This is a genomic window from Cereibacter sphaeroides 2.4.1, from assembly GCF_000012905.2.
Classification (GTDB): Bacteria; Pseudomonadota; Alphaproteobacteria; order Rhodobacterales; family Rhodobacteraceae; genus Cereibacter_A; species Cereibacter_A sphaeroides.
Genome location: NC_007493.2, coordinates 1,413,246 through 1,429,428, shown reverse-complemented (window position 1 = coordinate 1,429,428; position 16,183 = coordinate 1,413,246). Strand labels below are relative to the sequence as shown.

The window sequence follows — 16,183 nt, the reverse complement described above, 5'->3', positions numbered from 1 at the left end:
CGGATCTGGCGCGGGCAGCCCCTCAGGCGGGCACCGCCGCACGCGCGAGGCCGGTCAGGGTCTCGCCCGCCTGCGCGAGCATCCGCGCCAGATCCTCGAACCAGTCCGATGCCGAACTGGCCGCGCGCCGCGCGAGCATGATCTGCCGCGCGGGCTCGGGCGTCGAGAAGCGGCGCACGGCCAGCCCCGGCGCCGCCGCCCGCTCCTGCCGCCAGGCGATCTCGGGCAGGAAGGTCATCCCCAGCCCCTGCCCCGCCAGCCCGCAGAGCGTCGTGAGCGACGAGGCCCCGAGGTCGAGCCGCGCCTGCCGCCGGTCCATCCCGCAAACCTCGAGCGCCTGATCCGCAAGGCAATGGCCCTCATCGAGCAGCAGCAGCCGGTCGGGGTCGAGCGCCACCGGCCGCAGCGCCTCCGTCCCCGCCGCCGACAGCATCGACTCGCGCCCCGCCAGCAGGAACCGGTCGGAAAAGAGCGGCACCAGCTTCAGCCCCGCCACCGCCTGCGGCGCGGCAATGACCGCGGCGTCGATCTGTCCGCGGTCGAGCGCCGACAGGAGGATGTCGGTGGTGGCCTCGCGCACGCGCAGGTCGCGCGAGATGTCCCGCGCCCGCAGCAGAGGCAGCACCTCGGGCAGAAGATAGGGCGCAACCGTGGGGATCACGCCCAGATTGACCCTCTGCGCAAGGCCCCGCTGCCGCGCCGCCGCCTCGAGCTCCGTCACCTCGGCCAAGATGCGCCGCGCGCGCAGCTCCACCTCGCGCCCCTCCGCCGTCAGCCGCACCTCGCGCGGATGGCGCTCGAACAGGACCGCGTCGAGCGTCTCCTCCATCTCGCGGATCTGCATCGACAGGGCCGGCTGCGAGACATGCACCCGCTCGGCCGCGCGGCCGAAATGGCGCTCCTCGGCGAGGGCCAGAAAGTAGGAAAGCTGCCGCAGCGTGAGTCTCATAAGCTGACCTTATCGCATTACACAGAAGATCCGATTTATATTTATTCCAAAAATCAGGCATATGTCACCGGGCAACGACGCCAACCGAGGGAGCAACCATCATGACCCGGATGACCACGACGGCCGGCGCGCCGATCGCCGACAACCAGAACACGCTGACCGCGGGTCCCCGCGGTCCGGTGCTGCTGGAGGATTACCAGCTGATCGAGAAGCTCGCGCACCAGAACCGCGAGCGCATTCCCGAGCGTGTGGTCCATGCCAAGGGCTGGGGCGCCTTCGGCACCTTCACGGTGACGAACGACATCACCCGCTACAGCTGCGCCAAGGTCTTTTCGGAAGTGGGCAAGCAGACCGATCTCGCGGTGCGCTTTTCTACGGTGGCGGGCGAGCTCGGCGCGGCCGACCATGAGCGCGACGTGCGCGGCTTCTCGGTGAAGATGTATACCGAGGAAGGCAACTGGGACCTCGCCGGAAACAATACCCCGGTGTTCTTCGTGCGCGACCCGATGAAGTTCCCCGACTTCATCCACACCCAGAAGCGCCACCCGCGCACCAACCTGCGCTCGGCCACGGCCATGTGGGACTTTTGGTCGCTGAGCCCCGAGTCGCTGCATCAGGTGACGATCCTGATGTCCGACCGCGGCCTGCCGGTCGATCCGATGCATATGAACGGCTACGGCTCGCACACCTATTCGCTGTGGAACGCGCAGGGCGAGCGGTTCTGGGTCAAGTTCCACTGGAAGACCCTGCAGGGCCACGCGCACTACACCAATGCCGAGGCCGCCGAGATCGTCGGCCGCACCCGCGAGGGCTATCAGGAGGCGCTGTTCGGCGCCATCGAGGAGGGCCGCTTCCCGAAATGGCGCCTCATGGTGCAGGTGATGCCCGAGGCCGAGGCCGAGACCACGCCCTACAACCCGTTCGACCTGACGAAGGTCTGGCCGCATTCGGACTATCCGCTGATCGAGGTCGGCGTGATGGAGCTGAACCGCAATGCGGACAACTACTTCGCCCAGATCGAGCAGCTGGCCTTCTCGCCGTCGAACAAGGTGCCGGGCATCGGCTACAGCCCCGACAAGATGCTGCAGGCCCGCGTCTTCTCCTATGCCGACGCGCACCGCTACCGGCTGGGCACGCACTACGAGGCCCTGCCGGTGAACGCGCCGCGCTGCCCGGTGCATCACTACCACAAGGACGGCCAGATGAACTTCTTCGGCCATCGCACCGGCGCGGTCGATGCCTATTACGAGCCGAACTCGGTGCCGGGCGCTGCCGTCGAGGATCCGGCGGTGGCCGAGCCGCCGCTCAGGATCTCGGGCGATGCGGCGCGCTACAACCACCGCGAGGGCAACGACGACTACAGCCAGCCCCGCGCCCTGCATGACAAGGTGATGACGGACGAGCAGCGGGCCCGGCTCTATGCCAACATCGCCGAAGCCATGGCGGGCATCCCCGAGGAGATCGCGAACCGGGCCATCGCCCAGTTCGACCGGGTGAGCCCCGCCTACGGCGAGGGCATCCGGGCGGCCCGTGCGCGGCTCGCCGGCGCCCTTCAGGCGGCCGAGTAAAACGTCCGGCAGACACGCCGAAGGAGGCACCCTGCCCCGGCGGCCGGAGGGAGCGATCCCTCCGGCCGTTCGTCTTCAGGCGAGGCAACGAGAGGCCGCCGGTTCGCGCGCGGAAACAATAGATCCTTAAACTATCCCTGCGATTCTTCTCTCTACCGGCGGTGCCCATCAGCCGCCGGTGTTCCTTCCTCCCTGAACTGGACTGGCCGCGCCTTCTCTCGAAGGCGCGGTTTTTCCTGTCTTTTCGGCAGCGGTTGCAGGGGCGATTCCCTGTTGACGGGCTTGCCTTTAGCCCTTAGCGTTCCCCCTCAGATGAAGTCGGCCAGTCCGACAGGGAGCAAAATTGACGCTGAGAAGGGCCGGATTGCCGGCCCTTTTCGCTTTTCGGCGCCGCCTGTGCTTCCCCCCTACGCCCCGGGGCCTCATTGCAGGGGCGAGGCCCCGCCGCCCGCAGTCCCTCGCGCATTTGGCACCTGACACTGTGGGGCGGGCGTGCTACAGCGCGCTCGACATAATGTGAGGACAGGATCGCGCATGTCGAGCAAGCAACTGAAAACCCTCTGCGTCATGGCTCTGGGCCTAGCCCTTGCGCCCGCCGCCTGGGCACAGGACACGCCGGCCGCTCCGGCCGCCGACGCTCCCGCCGCGCAGGCGCCCGCCGAAGGCGCCGCGGCTCCGCAGGGGCTGTCCATGGGTCAGGAAGACCCGGCCGACGGGATCGGCTCCACCTATGTCGCCGCGACCCACGGCGACTGGGAACAGCGCTGCGTCCGCACCGAGGACGGTGCTGACCCGTGCCAGATGTATCAGCTTCTGAAGGACGGCGAAGGCAACTCGGTGGCCGAGATCAGCATGTTCGCCCTGCCCGCGGGCCAGCAGGCCGCGGCCGGCGCGACCATCGTGGCGCCGCTCGAGACGCTGCTGACCGCCAATCTGACGATGGGCGTCGATGCGGCCAAGCCGAAGGTCTATCCCTTCTCCTGGTGCAACCGCGCCGGCTGCTTCGCGCGTGTGGGCTTCACCCAGGCCGAGGTGGATGCCTTCAAGAAGGGCAACAAGAGCGTCGTGACCATCGTGCCGGCCGTGGCGCCGGATCAGAAGGTCGCGCTGAACGTCTCGCTGAAAGGCTTCACCGCCGCCTATGACGCGGTGAAGGCCTCGAACGAGAAGGCCGAAGCGGCCCAGAAGCCCGCCGCGGAATAACCTTCCCGCAAGCCTCCGAGAGACGCCGCCCGCACCCCGGGCGGCGTTTCGCTTTTCAGCCGCTCGATCAGACCCGCCGCAGGGCGAGCACGGCGTTCAGCCCGCCGAAGGCGAAGGCGTTCGACAGCACCACATCCACCCGCGCCTGCCGCGCCACGTTCGGCACCACATCGAGCGCGCATTCCGGGTCCGGCTCCTCATAGCCGATGGTGGGCGCAATGACGCCCTCGCGCAGCGCGAGGATGCAGGCCAGAAGCTCCACCGCCCCCGTCCCGCCGATCAGATGCCCGTGCATCGACTTGGTCGAAGAGATCATCAGCCGGTCGGCATGATGGCGGAACACATCCGCCACCGCGGCGCATTCGGTCTTGTCGTTGGCCGCCGTCCCGGTGCCGTGGGCGTTGATATAGCCCACCGCGTCGGGCGTGACCCGCGCATCCCTCAGCGCCCCCTCGATGGCGCGCGCCGCGCCGAGCTTCGAGGGCATCACGATGTCGGACGCGTCCGACGTCATGGCAAAGCCGATCACCTCGGCGAGGATCTCGGCGCCGCGGGCACGGGCGTGCTCATATTCCTCGAAGACGAAGATCGCCGCCCCCTCGCCCTGCACCATCCCGTTGCGATTGAGCGAGAACGGCCGGCAGGCGTCCTTCGACATCACCCGCAGGCCCTCCCAGGCCTTGATGCCGCCGAAACAGAGCATGGCCTCGGATCCGCCGGTCAGCATGGCCCGCGCCATCCCTGAGCGCACCATCTGGAAGGCCTGTCCCATCGCATGGTTGGAGCTGGCGCAGGCGGTGGCCACCGTGAAGGAAGGCCCGCGCAGCTGGAACTCCATCGACACATGCGAGGCGGCCGCGTTGTTCATGAGCTTCGGGACGACGAACGGATGGACGCGGTTCTTGCCCTCCTCGTAGACCACCCGGTAATTCTCGTCCCAGGTGTTCACGCCCCCGCCCGCGGTGCCGAGGATCACCCCGGCCTCGAGCCCGAGGCTGCCCGCGAAGGTCAGCCCCGATTGCGCCACCGCCTCGCGGGCGGCCAGCAGGGTGAACTGGGTGAACTTGTCATAGAGGACGATCTGCTGGCGGTTGAAATGCGCCTCGGGATCCCAGTTGTGGACCTGCCCGCCGATCTGGATCGACAGCCGGTCCTTGTCGCGGATATCGAGCTCGGTGATGCCGCAGCGCCCCTCGCGGAAGGCCGCAAGCGTGCCCGCCACATCGTGCGCCAGCGCGTTGATCGTGCCGGCGCCCGTGATGACCACTCGTTTCATGTGCCGTCCGTTCAGGCAGCCTGCTGGGCCACCAGCCCCTCGACTGCCGCGACGATGGCGCGCACCGACGAGATGTCGAAGCCGCTCGCCTCGGGATCGTTGGCGTTGAAGGGCACCGAGATGTCGAAGGCTTCCTCGATGGCGAAGATCGACTCGACGAGGCCCAGGCTGTCGATGCCCAGCTCTTCGAGCGTGGCATCCATCTTCACGTCGGAGGGCTCAAGCACCGCCTGCTCCGCAATGATCGCTATGACTTTTTCCTGAACGCTCTGTGCCATGGTCTTCCCCCTGCACCGTCTCGTGGCGGTGATTTAGTCACTCTGCCCCTTCAATGAAACAGCTTTCTGAAGCGCGGCCACGGTCGCGGCCAGCCGCGGCAGACGGCGCATCGCCTTCTGGATCTCGATCTGCGTTTCCATCTTCACCGCCGGATCGCCGAGGATCACCCGGCCCGCCGGCGCATTGGTGCGGATCTTGGTCGATCCGCCGGCGATCACATCGTCGCCCACGAAGATATTGTCCGAGACGCCGACCTGTCCGCCGAGGACCACGCGGTTGCCGATCCGGGCCGAGCCCGCGACGCCCGCCTGCCCGCAGATCAGGCAATCCGCGCCCACCTGCACATTGTGGCCGAGCTGCACGAGATTGTCGATCTTGGTGCCGTTGCCCACCACCGTGTCGCGGATCGTGCCGCGGTCGATGGTGGAATTGGCGCCCACTTCCACATCGTCGCCCAGACGGACCGAGCCCAGCGAATGGATCCGCACCCAGGATTGCTGGCGGATCTCCTCGCGCTCGCCCAGCGTCTCGCGGATCTCCTCGACCCCGGATTTCTCCGGCGTGACGAAGGAGAAGCCGTCCGCGCCGATCACGGCGCCCGGCTGGCAGATGAACCGGTCGCCGATCCGCACCCGCGCGCCGATCCGCGCGCCCTGCAGGATCAGCGCGTCCGCCCCGATCTCGGCGCCCTCGGCGATCGAGACGTGGCTTGCGATCCGGGCATTCGGGCCGATGCGGACCTGCGGGCCGATGGTGACGAAGGGCCCGATGGCCGCATCCGCGCCGATCTCGGCCGTGGGATCGACGAGCGCCATCGGATGCACGACCCGCGCGATCTGCGGGCCGGGATCGAGCATCCGCGACAGGCCCGCCATCGCGAGGCGCCCGCGCGGCACGAAGATCGCGGCCTCCAGCCCCAGCGCCTGCCAGTCGGCCCCCTGCCAGAGCATCGCGGCCCGCGCCGCGCCCTGCCGGATCCCCTCGGCGTAGCGCGCGTCCATCGCCAGCGCCAGCGCGTCGGCGTCGGCCGCGGCAGGCTCGGCCGCGCGCGTCACGACGAGATCGAGATTGCCGGCGGCCTCGGCGTCCAGCGCCGTGGCGATCTCGCGGATGGTATGGCCCATGGTGCCGCTCCGAACCCTCGGCGGCCCGCTGCCGCCCCGTCTGAAGATTTAGCCCTGAACCGCGCCCGGCACCACCCCGGCCTCGGACAGCGCGTCGAAGATCACCCCGTCGCGGCCATAGATGTCGTCGCGATAATTCATCTGCCCCGTGGGGCCGGCCCAGGCGGTGAAATAGACCAGATGCACCGGCACGGGCTTTTCCAGCCGCACGACGCTCTCCCTGCCGCTCGACAGATGCGACTGGAACAGCCCTTCGGGGTCGTCGGTCTGCGCGGCGAGCAGCGCATAGGCGAAGTCGAACGGCCGCCCCAGACGGATGCAGCCATGCGAGAAGGCGCGCACCTCGCGGTCGAACAGCGACTTCGACGGCGTGTCGTGCAGATAGATGTTCCACTGGTTCGGGAACATGAACTTCACCAGCCCCAGCGCATTGCCGTCCGAGGGCGGCTGGCGCATCGAGAAGGGGAAGTTCCGGGCGTTGTAGGCGTTGAAGTTCACCGCGCCGCGGCTGACCTCGCGGCCCCGGCTGTCGATCAGCTTCAGATGGCCCGCCGCGTTCGGATTGCGCTGCAGGAGCGGCAGATATTCCTTCGTGGTGATCGACCGCGGCACATGCCAAGACGGGTTGATCACCATATATTCCATCTCGTCCGAGAATTCCGGCGTCCGCTGGTCCGGGCTGTCCTTGCCGATCACCGACCGGGTCTCGAACGTGACCTTGCCATTGTCGATCAGGCGCGTGGAGAAGTCGGCGAGGTTGACCCAGATGTGCCGCTCGCCGCGGTCGATGCTGAGCCAGCGTTCGCGTTCGAGCGCCACGAGGATCGACTTGAGCCGCGCCTCGGGCGCCACGTTCAGCGCGGCGATGGTGCCCTCGCCCGCCACCCCGTCGGGGCTGAGCCCATGGTCGGTTTGGAACGACCGCACCGCTGCCGCCACCTCCGCATCGTAGCTCGCGGCGGTGCTGCGCCCGAGGTAGCCCATCGCCATCAGCCGGTCGCGCAGCGCGAGAAACCCCGGCCCCGTGGCGCCGGGCTTCAGCTTGCCCGCGGGCACCGCCGCCCCCCAGCCGCCCGCGGCGACGGTCGCCTCGAGATCCAGCCGCGCCCGCATCAGCCGGGCATAGTCCGGCCCGCGCGGCGCGAGACTGTCGAGGAAATGCACCGGGTTCGCCTCGAAGGCGGTCAGGACGCTGCGCGGATCGAGCCGCTTCACCGCCCGCTTGATGCCGGGATCGACCTTGCCCGGCTCGAGCGCGCCGCCATGCAGATCGTGCGCCCAGGCCAGAAGCGCCTGCGTCATCGCCACCTCGAGCCGCCCGCGGTCGGCCTCCGTCCGCGCGGCGCGGAACCGCGCGATCAGCGCCGAGGCATCGTAGCGCTGCACCGGCAATCCGTGCGCCGGTGCCTCTGCAATGGCCGTCAGCAGCGCCTCGCGGCGGGCCGCATCCTCGGGCCCGGTCCAGAGCGTCCGGTAGGACCGGTCCGCATAGAACTGCGCGATCAGCTCGCTCCGCCCTGCGGCCCCGGCCACCGAGCGGCTGAAGGGCGTCAGCTCGACCGGGGCCGCCGGGGGATTCGCGAAAGCCTCCGCTCCGAGCGCCACGGACAGACAGAGAGCAAGCCCGAGACCGGCCTTGCAACGGAAGGGGGAGGACATTGGCACCTCAAGCGGGGATGGTCGCTGCATTCTCTACCAACTTCGGCTATTTGCCCGGCGGCGTAAATCGGTCACCGCGTGGCCCCCGGCTTTTGTCGCTTTTTCGTCACGCCGCCCAACTTTCCCGATCCTGCCGATCGACGGGCGATCATTCAGCAATTTTTTGCCTATCGGACATTAACTGCGGCGGTGCGGCCAATCCGGCACTTCTGTTGCAGGGAACCATATGGCATAGGAGGTAAGCACTTGGGGACGAGTAGCAAAGAAAGCCGCCGGAACAGGCGGACAGAAGACCAGGCGACGGGACAGGCGCTCATCATGACACTGACGAACACGCTCATCACGCGGCGCGGCCTTTTGGGTGCGTTTGCCGCCACTGCCGTGGTTGCGGCTCCCACCTACGCGAATGCGTTCGGATTTCTCCGCGGAGCGGGCGATGTGCGACGGATCCGCATGTATTCGGGCCGCACCGGCGAGTCGATGGATACGATCTACTGGATCGAGGGCGAGTACATTCCGGAAGCTCTCAAGGAAATCAATCACTTCATGCGCGACTGGCGGACGAACGACGTCATCCGCATCGACGCGCGCACGGTGGACATCATGGCGGCCTCGCATCGCCTGATGGATGTGAGCGAGCCCTACATGCTGCTCTCGGGCTACCGCTGCCCCAAGACCAACGCCATGCTGCGCTCGCGGTCGAGCGGCGTGGCCCGGAATTCCCTCCATCTCAAGGGTCAGGCGGCCGACCTGCGGTTGAAATCCCGCTCGGTGGGCCAGATGGCCAAGGCGGCGGAAGCCTGCGCCTCGGGCGGCGTCGGCCGCTATTCGCGCTCGGACTTCGTCCATATGGATTGCGGCCCGGTCCGCCACTGGGGTCGCTGAGCGTCCCCTCTCTTCCGATCAGGATCACGGGCGCCTCCGGGGCGCCCTTTCTTTTGGCCGGGCCGCCCCCGGGGTCGCCGATCGCCCTCTGTCTCCGAGTATGGTGACGGGCGCCTTCAAGGCGCCCATTCTTCTGGCCCGGTCACCGTCTCAGGCCTCGCCCTCCTCCGGCTCGGACGCGCGTCCGCGGAAGCCCATCGCCACGACGAACTTTTCCGAACTGTCGGCCCGGCTCGCCGGCGGCTTCACATTGGCGACCTTGGTGAAATTCTTCTTCAGGAGGGCCTGAAGCTCATTCTCGGCGCCGCCCGCCAGCACCTTGGCCACGAAGGTTCCGCCTTCCTCCAGCACGTCGAAGGCGAAGGCCGCGGCCGCCTCGCACAGCGCGATGATGCGCAGGTGGTCGGTGCCCTTGTGGCCCGAGGCGGCGGCGGCCATGTCGCTCATCACCACATCGGCCCGCCCGCCGAGCCAGCCCTTCACCTTCTCGTCGGCATCGTCCGACAGGAAGTCGAGCTGGTGGATCTCGGCGCCGCTGATCGGCTCGACCTCCTGCAGGTCGACCCCCAGCACCGTGCCCTCGGGCTTGTTCTTCTTCTGGCCGAGCGCATTCACCCGCTCGACCGCCACCTGACACCAGCCGCCGGGCGCGCAGCCCAGATCGACCACGCGGCCGCCGGGCTTGAGGAACCCGAACTTGTCGTCGAGCTCGAGGATCTTGTAGGCCGCCCTGCCCCGGTAGCCTTCCTTCTTGGCGCGGATGACGTAGGGATCGTTCAGCTGCCGTTCGAGCCAGAGCGTCGAGGAGAGCTTGCGCCCCTTCGCCGTCTTCACCCGCACGCGCAGCTCGCGCTGTCCCCGGCCCGATGTGTTCTTCGTGGTCATTTGTAGGGTCCGTCTTCCAGAACGCCGTCCGCGCTCATCTGTGCATAGAGAAGCCCCTCGCGGAGGCCCCGGTCGGCCACCGACAGCCGGTCCGTGGGCCAGATCCGCATCAGGGCCTGGAGAATCGCCGCGCCCGACATGATGAGCGAATGCCGCTCGCGTCCGATGCGCGGGTCGGTGCGCCGCCCCTCGGGGCCGAGGGTCAGGTGGTCGCGGATCACCGTATCGATCTGGTCCGAGGTCATGTGCAGCCCGTCCACCTTGGTCCGGTCGTAGCGCCGCAGGCCGAGAAACGAGGCCGCGACCGTGGTGATCGTGCCGGAGGTGCCGATGATCTGGAACCCCTCGCGCGGGTTCTCGGCATTGTAGGGCGAGAAGCTCGCGAGATTCTCCTCGAAATACCAGCTCATCAGCGCAAAGCGCGCGGCATCGTCGTCCACGTCGCCGAACTGGTCCTTGAGGGTCGCCACCCCCAGCGGCACCGAGATCCAGTCCACCACCCGCGCCTCGGGCCCGATCCCCTGCGGGGTGAAGCCCGAATGCAGCCGCATGATCGCCTTGGGCCGGTCGTCGCGCGGCACGGCCGAGAGATCGATCCAGACGAGCTCGGTCGAGCCGCCGCCGATATCGACCACCAGAAGCTGCTCGGTGCGCCGCGAGACGAGCGGCGCGCAGGAGATCACCGCCAGCCGCGCCTCTTCCTCGGGCGCGATGATCTCGAGCGCGAGGCCGGTCTCGCGCCGGATCTGGCGGATGAAGTCGCGCGCATTCCGGGCCCTGCGGCAGGCCTCGGTCGCCACCAGCCGCATCCGGCGCACCTGATGCTTCTCGATCTTCTTCTGGCAGATCCTGAGCGCCTGGATCGTGCGCCCCATCGAGGCGCGCGACAACCGGCCGGAGGCTTCCAGCCCGACGCCGAGCTGCACGGTCTTGGAAAAGGAATCCACGACCTGAAACTGACTGCCCCTCGGCTGGGCAATCAGCATGCGGCAGCTGTTGGTGCCGAGGTCCAGCGCCGCATAAAGCTGCCCCCGGTCGCTTGGCGGGGTGACGGAAGGTTCCACTGCTGCGCCGACGATCAGCTCGTCGCGCGCCGGGATCGCGTCCGCACCCCTGGGACGCTCGGGCGTCATCGTCGCCCTCCATTCATGGTTGCTCCAAGAGTATGCGCGCGAGCCTGCCGCCGCAAGGTCGGATCGTCGCAGGGCGCGCGCCGCGGGCCGCATCTCGGCAGGGTCCCGGGCGCCCCCCGACCCCGTTGAAGCGCCTGCGATTGTGGCGCACCGGGGACGGTCGGCCCCGCCCGGAGGGGCGGCGTCGCTCCGCGCGCGCACCATGTCGAAAACCGACGCCGAGCGCGGCATTGCGACGCGTATGAGAGGCCAAGGAAGAGGAATCGTCGATGCCCGAAGTCACCATCGTCTACTGGCGAGACATCCCGGCCCAGGTCATCGTGGGCCGCGGCCGGAAGGGCTCCAAGGCGCCCCTGCCGGAGCGTTTCGAACAGGCGATCGACCGCTGCGCCATGAAGATCGGCGCGAAGGACAGCGATGCCTACCTCGCCGAATGGCGCAAGGCCACGCACGACGCCGAGGGCGAGCCCGAAGCGCTCGCCCGCGCGGAGGCCGACCGTCTCGACCGCGAATACGATGCCGCGCGCCTCCGGGCGCTTATCGACAACGATGGCCGGGCCTGACCTGCCCCGCCGCCTGAAGGAGGCCGCCATGGCGCTTTTCCGACTCCGCCGCGAGGCGGCCGCTCCCTCCGCTCTCGCCCCCGTCGAGGCGCTGCTGAAGGGCTATTCCATCGAGGTGATGCCGCGCACCGCCGAGAAGATCGCCGACTTCCGCGACCTCCTGCCCCGCGGCACCCGGGTCTATATCGCCCATATCGACGGCACGCCCATCGAGGAGATGGTGGCGACCGCGAAGCGCCTGAACGCCGAGGGTTTCCCGGTGATGCCGCACTTCCCCGCGCGCATCGTCAAGGATCGCGCGACGCTCGCCGACTGGATCGCCCGCTACCGCGGCGAGGCCGACGTGAAGCAGGGCCTCATCCTCGCCGGCGGTCTGCGCGCCCCGCAGGGCGACTTCCATTCCTCGATGCAGCTTCTCGAAACCGGCCTCTTCGACGGGTTCGAGCGGCTGCATGTGGCGGGCCACCCCGAGGGCTCGAAGGACATCGATCCCGACGGCTCCGACCGGATGGTGATGGAGGCGCTGCGCTGGAAACAGGCCTTCGCCGAGCGCACCGACGCGAAGATGGCCATCGCCACCCAGTTCTGCTTCGAGCCCGATCCGGTGATCGCCTGGGCCGAGCGTCTGGCCGCCGAAGGCATCGCGCTTCCGATCCATATCGGCATCGCCGGCCCCGCCAAGCTTCAGACCATGATCAAGTTCGCCGTGGCCTGCGGCGTCGGCCCCTCGATGCGCGTGCTTCAGAAGCGCGCCATGGATGTGACCAAACTGCTCCTGCCCTACGAGCCCACCGAATTCGTGACCGGGATCGCGGCGCACAAGGCCAAGAACCACATGTTCGGCATCGAGTCCGTGCATTTCTTCCCGCTTGGCGGGATAAAGACCAACGCCGAGTGGGTGACCGCGAACGGCGGCCGCTCCGGCATCCCGGCCAACATGGAAAAGGTTGAAGCATGACCCGTACCGTCCTCGAGTCCAAAACGAAAACCGTCGTCATCGGCTTCGACGAGCCCTTCTGCGTGATCGGCGAGCGCATCAACCCCACGGGGCGCAAGAAGCTGGCGGCCGAACTCGAGGCGGGCGATTTCTCGACCGTCGAGAAGGACGCGCTCGAGCAGGTCGCCTGCGGCGCCACGGTTCTCGACGTGAACTCCGGGGCGGTCTTCACCAACAAGATGGCCGAGGATCCGCGCTACGCCGACAACAACTTCGTCGAGCCGCCGCTGATGAAGGAACTCGTGGCCCGCATTCAGGCCATCACCGACGTGCCGCTCTGCATCGACAGCTCGGTGCCCGGCGCGCTCGAGGCGGGGCTCTCGGCCTGCGAGGGCCGGCCGCTGCTGAACTCGGTGACGGGCGAGGAAGAGCGGCTGGAGCTCGTCCTGCCGCTGGTCAAGAAGTACAACGTGCCGGTGGTGGCGATCTCGAACGACGACACCGGCATCAGCCAGGACCCCGACGTGCGCTTCGCCGTGGCGAAGAAGATCGTCGAGCGCGCGGCCGATTTCGGCATTCCCGCGCATGACATCGTGGTCGATCCGCTGGTGATGCCGGTCGGCGCCATGGCCTCGGCCGGCCAGCAGGTCTTCGCCCTCGTCCGCCGGCTGCGCGACGAGCTCGGCGTGAACACGACCTGCGGCGCCTCGAACGTCTCCTTCGGCCTGCCGAACCGGCACGGGGTCAACGCGGCCTTCCTGCCCATGGCCATCGGCGCGGGCATGACCTCGGCCATCATGAACCCGGTCCGCTCGGTCGAGATGGAGGCGATCCGCGCCGCCAACATGCTGATGAACCACGATCCGAACGGCAGCGAATGGATCCGCTTCTCGCGCATCCTCGATGCGGTCAAGGAAGGGGCCACCTTCCCCGAGGCCTGCGCCGCGCAGGCCGCCGCCGGCGGCCGCGGCCGTCGCCGCGCCCGCGCCTGACGGGGCTTCGGACCGGGCGGCCCTGCCCGGCTCCCGCGCATCCGCGCGACATCCTGCGGGGGAGCGGCTGGCACCAGCGGCTCCCCCGTCGCATATCTGCCTGAGCCTGCCCCTTCCTGACGGAGTTCCCGCCCATGTCCGATCCGCTGGTCATCTTCACCCCCTCGGGCAAGCGCGGCCGCTTTCCGGTCGGAACGCCGGTCCTCACCGCCGCGCGCCAGCTGGGCGTGGATCTCGATTCGGTCTGTGGCGGGCGCGGGATCTGCTCGAAATGTCAGGTCCAGCCCGGCTTCGGCGAGTTCGCCAAGCACGGGGTGACGGTGGCGCGCGACGCGCTTTCCGACTGGAACGCGGTCGAGGAGAGGTATCGCTCGAAGCGCGGCATGATCGACGGCCGCCGGCTCGGCTGTCAGGCGCAGATCCTGTCGGACGTGGTGATCGACGTGCCGCCCGAAAGCCAGGTCCACAAGCAGGTGATCCGCAAGTCCGCCGCCGAGCGGGAGATCGCCATGGATCCCGCCACCCGCACCCTCCTCGTCGAGGTGGCCGAGCCCGACATGCACGAGCCCTCGGGCGATTTCGAGCGGCTGCAAGCCGCGCTGCGTGAACAGTGGGGCGTCGAGCGGGTCGAGGCCGACCTCTCGATCCTGCGCCGCCTCCAGCCCGCGCTGCGCAAGGGCGGCTGGAAGGTCACCGTGGCGCTCCACCGCGGCAATCACGATGCCGCGCCGCGGATCCTCGATCTCTGGCCCGGCTTCTTCGAGGGCCCCATCCACGGGCTGGCCATCGATCTCGGATCGACCACCATCGCGGCGCATCTCTGCGACCTGCGCGACGGACGGGTGCTCGCCTCGAGCGGCCTCATGAACCCCCAGATCCGTTTCGGCGAGGATCTGATGAGCCGGGTGAGCTACGCGATGATGAACCCAGGCGGCGATGTCGAGATGACCCGCGCCGTGCGCGAGGCCATCGACCGGCTCGCAGCCGAGATCGCGGCCGAGGCGGGCGTCGATCCGGCCTCGATCTACGAGCTGGTCTTTGTCTGCAATCCCGTCATGCACCATCTGCTGCTCGGCATCGACCCCGTGGAACTCGGTCAGGCGCCCTTCGCGCTCGCCACCGGCTCGAGCCTCTCGCTCGACGCCCGCGACCTCGAGTTGTCAGCTGTCAACCCGGCGGCGCAGGTCTATGTCCTGCCCTGCATCGCGGGCCATGTCGGGGCCGACTGCGCCGCGGTGGCTCTGGCCGAAGAGCCGCAGAAATCCAAGGACATGGTGCTGATCGTCGATGTGGGCACCAATGCCGAGATCCTGCTCGGCAACGAGGCGCGGGTGCTCGCCTGCTCCTCGCCCACCGGCCCTGCCTTCGAGGGCGCGCAGATCTCGTCGGGTCAGCGCGCGGCGCCCGGAGCCATCGAGCGGGTCGAGATCGACGCCGCCACCAAGGAGCCGCGCTTCCGCGTGATCGGCTGCGACCTCTGGTCGGACGATCCGGGCTTCGCCGAGGCCGCTGGACCCATCACCGGCATCTGCGGCTCGGGCATCATCGAGGCGGTGGCCGAGATGCGGATGGCGGGGCTTCTCGACGCGCGCGGCCTGATCGGATCGGCCGAGCAGACCGGCAGCCCGCGCTGCGAGCCCGACGGGCGCACCCATTCCTATCTCCTCCACGATGCCAGCGCCGCGGGCGGCCCGCGCATCCTCGTGACCCAGGGCGACATCCGCGCCATCCAGCTGGCCAAGTCCGCGCTCTACGCGGGGGCGCAGCTTCTGATGGACGAGATCGGCATCGAGAAGGTCGACCGCGTGGTTCTGGCCGGGGCCTTCGGCGCCCATATCAGCCCGAAGCACGCGATGGTGCTGGGCATGATCCCCGACGTGCCGCTCGAGAAGGTGCTGTCCGCCGGCAATGCCGCGGGCACGGGCGCCCGGATCGCCCTCGCCTCGGTCGCGGCGCGGGATGCGATCGAGGAGCTGGTCCACCGGATCCACAAGGTCGAGACCGCCATCGAGCCGCGCTTCCAGGAGCATTTCGTGGCGGCGAACGCCATCCCCCACGCGACCGCCCCGTTCCCCTGCCTGCGCGCGCTGGTCAGCCTGCCCGAGCCCGCCTTCAACAGCGGCGGCGGCAGCGAACGCCGGCGCCGGAGAGGCTGATCCGCCGGCCCCGGCTGTTCCCAACCAAGACCGGAACGCCGCGGCAGCCCCCCTGCCAGCCGCAGCCTGCTCGGCTCGCGTGCCGCGGACAAAGGAGGTGCAGCACAGAGGTCCGGCGAACCTCTTGCGCGAAGATATACGCGGCGCGCGCCTTGCCCATCATCCGGACATGGGAGGCACGGCGCAGAGGTCGGATCAACCTCCTGTGCAAAGATGCACAGCGCGCCTGTCGCCTGTCTCTCGGACAAGGCAGGAGACTCCGATACCCTGCGGAGAGGCGGGAGGCCGCCGGGATGGAGCTGCTCGGCCGCCATGCTCCTCCCTCGGTCTCGCCCGGGCGGCTGCCGAGCCCCAGGCACGGCAGGGCGCCCCTCCTCGCCCGTGGCGGCTCCGGCCTGGCTCCGCCTCCGAAGGCCTCGGAGGAATGCCCCATCCAACCGCTTGACGAGGCGCCTTGGCTGGCTTAGGTGGATGGCTGACGCGGGTGTAGCTCAATGGTAGAGCAGAAGCTTCCCAAGCTTACGACGAGGGTTCGATTCCCTTCACCCGCTCCACCCTCTCATCTAAGTTGCTG

Annotated in this window: 14 protein-coding genes and 1 tRNA gene; 8 read left to right on the top strand and 7 right to left on the bottom strand. The window is 68.6% G+C overall.

Going from position 1 to position 16,183, the window contains the following annotated elements:
- Positions 1 to 22 precede the first annotated feature (22 nt).
- Positions 23 to 949: a hydrogen peroxide-inducible genes activator gene (locus RSP_RS06980; protein WP_011337740.1), complete on the bottom strand. Its 927-nt coding sequence runs from the start codon at positions 947 to 949 to the stop codon at positions 23 to 25.
- Positions 950 to 1,050: 101 nt separating this feature from the next.
- Between RSP_RS06980 and RSP_RS06975 the strand changes: the two genes are divergently transcribed.
- Together RSP_RS06975 and RSP_RS06970 are read left to right on the top strand one after the other, a co-directional pair.
- Positions 1,051 to 2,517 carry a catalase gene (locus RSP_RS06975; protein ID WP_011337739.1) on the top strand — a complete coding sequence of 489 codons (1,467 nt, stop codon included), beginning with the start codon at positions 1,051 to 1,053 and terminating at the stop codon, positions 2,515 to 2,517.
- A gap of 534 nt (positions 2,518 to 3,051) precedes the next feature.
- A complete protein-coding gene (locus RSP_RS06970; RefSeq protein WP_011337738.1) occupies positions 3,052 to 3,720 on the top strand; it encodes an invasion associated locus B family protein in 669 nt (222 codons plus the stop codon).
- 67 nt (positions 3,721 to 3,787) lie between these two features.
- Here the strand turns inward: RSP_RS06970 and RSP_RS06965 are convergent, their stop codons facing one another.
- Genes RSP_RS06965 through RSP_RS06950 form a run of 4 tightly spaced genes read right to left on the bottom strand, consistent with a single transcriptional unit; the run spans position 3,788 to position 8,058 of the window.
- Positions 3,788 to 4,996: a beta-ketoacyl-[acyl-carrier-protein] synthase family protein gene (locus RSP_RS06965; protein ID WP_011337737.1), complete on the bottom strand. Its 1,209-nt coding sequence runs from the start codon at positions 4,994 to 4,996 to the stop codon at positions 3,788 to 3,790.
- A gap of 11 nt (positions 4,997 to 5,007) precedes the next feature.
- A complete protein-coding gene (locus RSP_RS06960; protein ID WP_002719929.1) occupies positions 5,008 to 5,274 on the bottom strand; it encodes an acyl carrier protein in 267 nt (88 codons plus the stop codon).
- Between the two features lie 33 nt (positions 5,275 to 5,307).
- On the bottom strand, positions 5,308 to 6,399 hold the full coding sequence (locus RSP_RS06955) for a UDP-3-O-(3-hydroxymyristoyl)glucosamine N-acyltransferase (protein WP_009562231.1): 1,092 nt from the start codon (positions 6,397 to 6,399) through the stop codon (positions 5,308 to 5,310).
- A gap of 48 nt (positions 6,400 to 6,447) precedes the next feature.
- The gene (locus RSP_RS06950) at positions 6,448 to 8,058 is read right to left on the bottom strand and encodes a L,D-transpeptidase family protein (protein WP_023003614.1); all 1,611 of its coding nucleotides are present in this window, start codon (positions 8,056 to 8,058) and stop codon (positions 6,448 to 6,450) included.
- Positions 8,059 to 8,376: 318 nt separating this feature from the next.
- On the opposite strand from RSP_RS06950, the gene RSP_RS06945 reads away from it, so the two are divergent.
- Positions 8,377 to 8,943 (top strand): YcbK family protein, encoded by a 567-nt coding sequence (locus tag RSP_RS06945; protein ID WP_009562233.1) that lies wholly within the window; start codon positions 8,377 to 8,379, stop codon positions 8,941 to 8,943.
- 150 nt (positions 8,944 to 9,093) lie between these two features.
- Here the strand turns inward: RSP_RS06945 and RSP_RS06940 are convergent, their stop codons facing one another.
- Together RSP_RS06940 and RSP_RS06935 are read right to left on the bottom strand one after the other, a co-directional pair.
- Positions 9,094 to 9,828, bottom strand: coding sequence for an RlmE family RNA methyltransferase (locus RSP_RS06940; protein ID WP_011337734.1), 735 nt, complete (start codon positions 9,826 to 9,828; stop codon positions 9,094 to 9,096).
- Positions 9,825 to 10,961 carry a Ppx/GppA phosphatase family protein gene (locus RSP_RS06935; protein WP_011337733.1) on the bottom strand — a complete coding sequence of 379 codons (1,137 nt, stop codon included), beginning with the start codon at positions 10,959 to 10,961 and terminating at the stop codon, positions 9,825 to 9,827. Before RSP_RS06935 ends, RSP_RS06940 begins: the two co-directional genes overlap by 4 nt.
- A gap of 269 nt (positions 10,962 to 11,230) precedes the next feature.
- Between RSP_RS06935 and RSP_RS06930 the strand changes: the two genes are divergently transcribed.
- From RSP_RS06930 to RSP_RS06910, 5 genes are all read left to right on the top strand, one after another.
- On the top strand, positions 11,231 to 11,524 hold the full coding sequence (locus RSP_RS06930) for a virulence factor (protein WP_011337732.1): 294 nt from the start codon (positions 11,231 to 11,233) through the stop codon (positions 11,522 to 11,524).
- Positions 11,525 to 11,552: 28 nt separating this feature from the next.
- Positions 11,553 to 12,482 carry a methylenetetrahydrofolate reductase gene (locus RSP_RS06925; protein ID WP_017140202.1) on the top strand — a complete coding sequence of 310 codons (930 nt, stop codon included), beginning with the start codon at positions 11,553 to 11,555 and terminating at the stop codon, positions 12,480 to 12,482.
- Positions 12,479 to 13,453, top strand: a complete 975-nt coding sequence (locus RSP_RS06920) for a methyltetrahydrofolate cobalamin methyltransferase (protein WP_002719921.1) — start codon at positions 12,479 to 12,481, stop codon at positions 13,451 to 13,453. Before RSP_RS06925 ends, RSP_RS06920 begins: the two co-directional genes overlap by 4 nt.
- A 134-nt stretch (positions 13,454 to 13,587) precedes the next feature.
- Positions 13,588 to 15,609 carry an ASKHA domain-containing protein gene (locus RSP_RS06915; protein ID WP_011337730.1) on the top strand — a complete coding sequence of 674 codons (2,022 nt, stop codon included), beginning with the start codon at positions 13,588 to 13,590 and terminating at the stop codon, positions 15,607 to 15,609.
- A 480-nt stretch (positions 15,610 to 16,089) separates the two neighbouring features.
- Positions 16,090 to 16,163, top strand: a tRNA-Gly gene (locus RSP_RS06910).
- The last annotated feature ends 20 nt before the right edge of the window (positions 16,164 to 16,183 follow it).

What these genes read in the sequence shown, in the direction of transcription:
- RSP_RS06980 (WP_011337740.1), bottom strand. Translation starts at nt 949, where the DNA reads ATGAGACTCACGCTGCGGCAGCTTTCCTACTTTCTGGCCCTCGCCGAG.
- RSP_RS06975 (WP_011337739.1), top strand. Translation starts at nt 1,051, where the DNA reads ATGACCCGGATGACCACGACGGCCGGCGCGCCGATCGCCGACAACCAG.
- RSP_RS06970 (WP_011337738.1), top strand. Translation starts at nt 3,052, where the DNA reads ATGTCGAGCAAGCAACTGAAAACCCTCTGCGTCATGGCTCTGGGCCTA.
- RSP_RS06965 (WP_011337737.1), bottom strand. Translation starts at nt 4,996, where the DNA reads ATGAAACGAGTGGTCATCACGGGCGCCGGCACGATCAACGCGCTGGCG.
- RSP_RS06960 (WP_002719929.1), bottom strand. Translation starts at nt 5,274, where the DNA reads ATGGCACAGAGCGTTCAGGAAAAAGTCATAGCGATCATTGCGGAGCAG.
- RSP_RS06955 (WP_009562231.1), bottom strand. Translation starts at nt 6,399, where the DNA reads ATGGGCCATACCATCCGCGAGATCGCCACGGCGCTGGACGCCGAGGCC.
- RSP_RS06950 (WP_023003614.1), bottom strand. Translation starts at nt 8,058, where the DNA reads ATGTCCTCCCCCTTCCGTTGCAAGGCCGGTCTCGGGCTTGCTCTCTGT.
- RSP_RS06945 (WP_009562233.1), top strand. Translation starts at nt 8,377, where the DNA reads ATGACACTGACGAACACGCTCATCACGCGGCGCGGCCTTTTGGGTGCG.
- RSP_RS06940 (WP_011337734.1), bottom strand. Translation starts at nt 9,828, where the DNA reads ATGACCACGAAGAACACATCGGGCCGGGGACAGCGCGAGCTGCGCGTG.
- RSP_RS06935 (WP_011337733.1), bottom strand. Translation starts at nt 10,961, where the DNA reads ATGACGCCCGAGCGTCCCAGGGGTGCGGACGCGATCCCGGCGCGCGAC.
- RSP_RS06930 (WP_011337732.1), top strand. Translation starts at nt 11,231, where the DNA reads ATGCCCGAAGTCACCATCGTCTACTGGCGAGACATCCCGGCCCAGGTC.
- RSP_RS06925 (WP_017140202.1), top strand. Translation starts at nt 11,553, where the DNA reads ATGGCGCTTTTCCGACTCCGCCGCGAGGCGGCCGCTCCCTCCGCTCTC.
- RSP_RS06920 (WP_002719921.1), top strand. Translation starts at nt 12,479, where the DNA reads ATGACCCGTACCGTCCTCGAGTCCAAAACGAAAACCGTCGTCATCGGC.
- RSP_RS06915 (WP_011337730.1), top strand. Translation starts at nt 13,588, where the DNA reads ATGTCCGATCCGCTGGTCATCTTCACCCCCTCGGGCAAGCGCGGCCGC.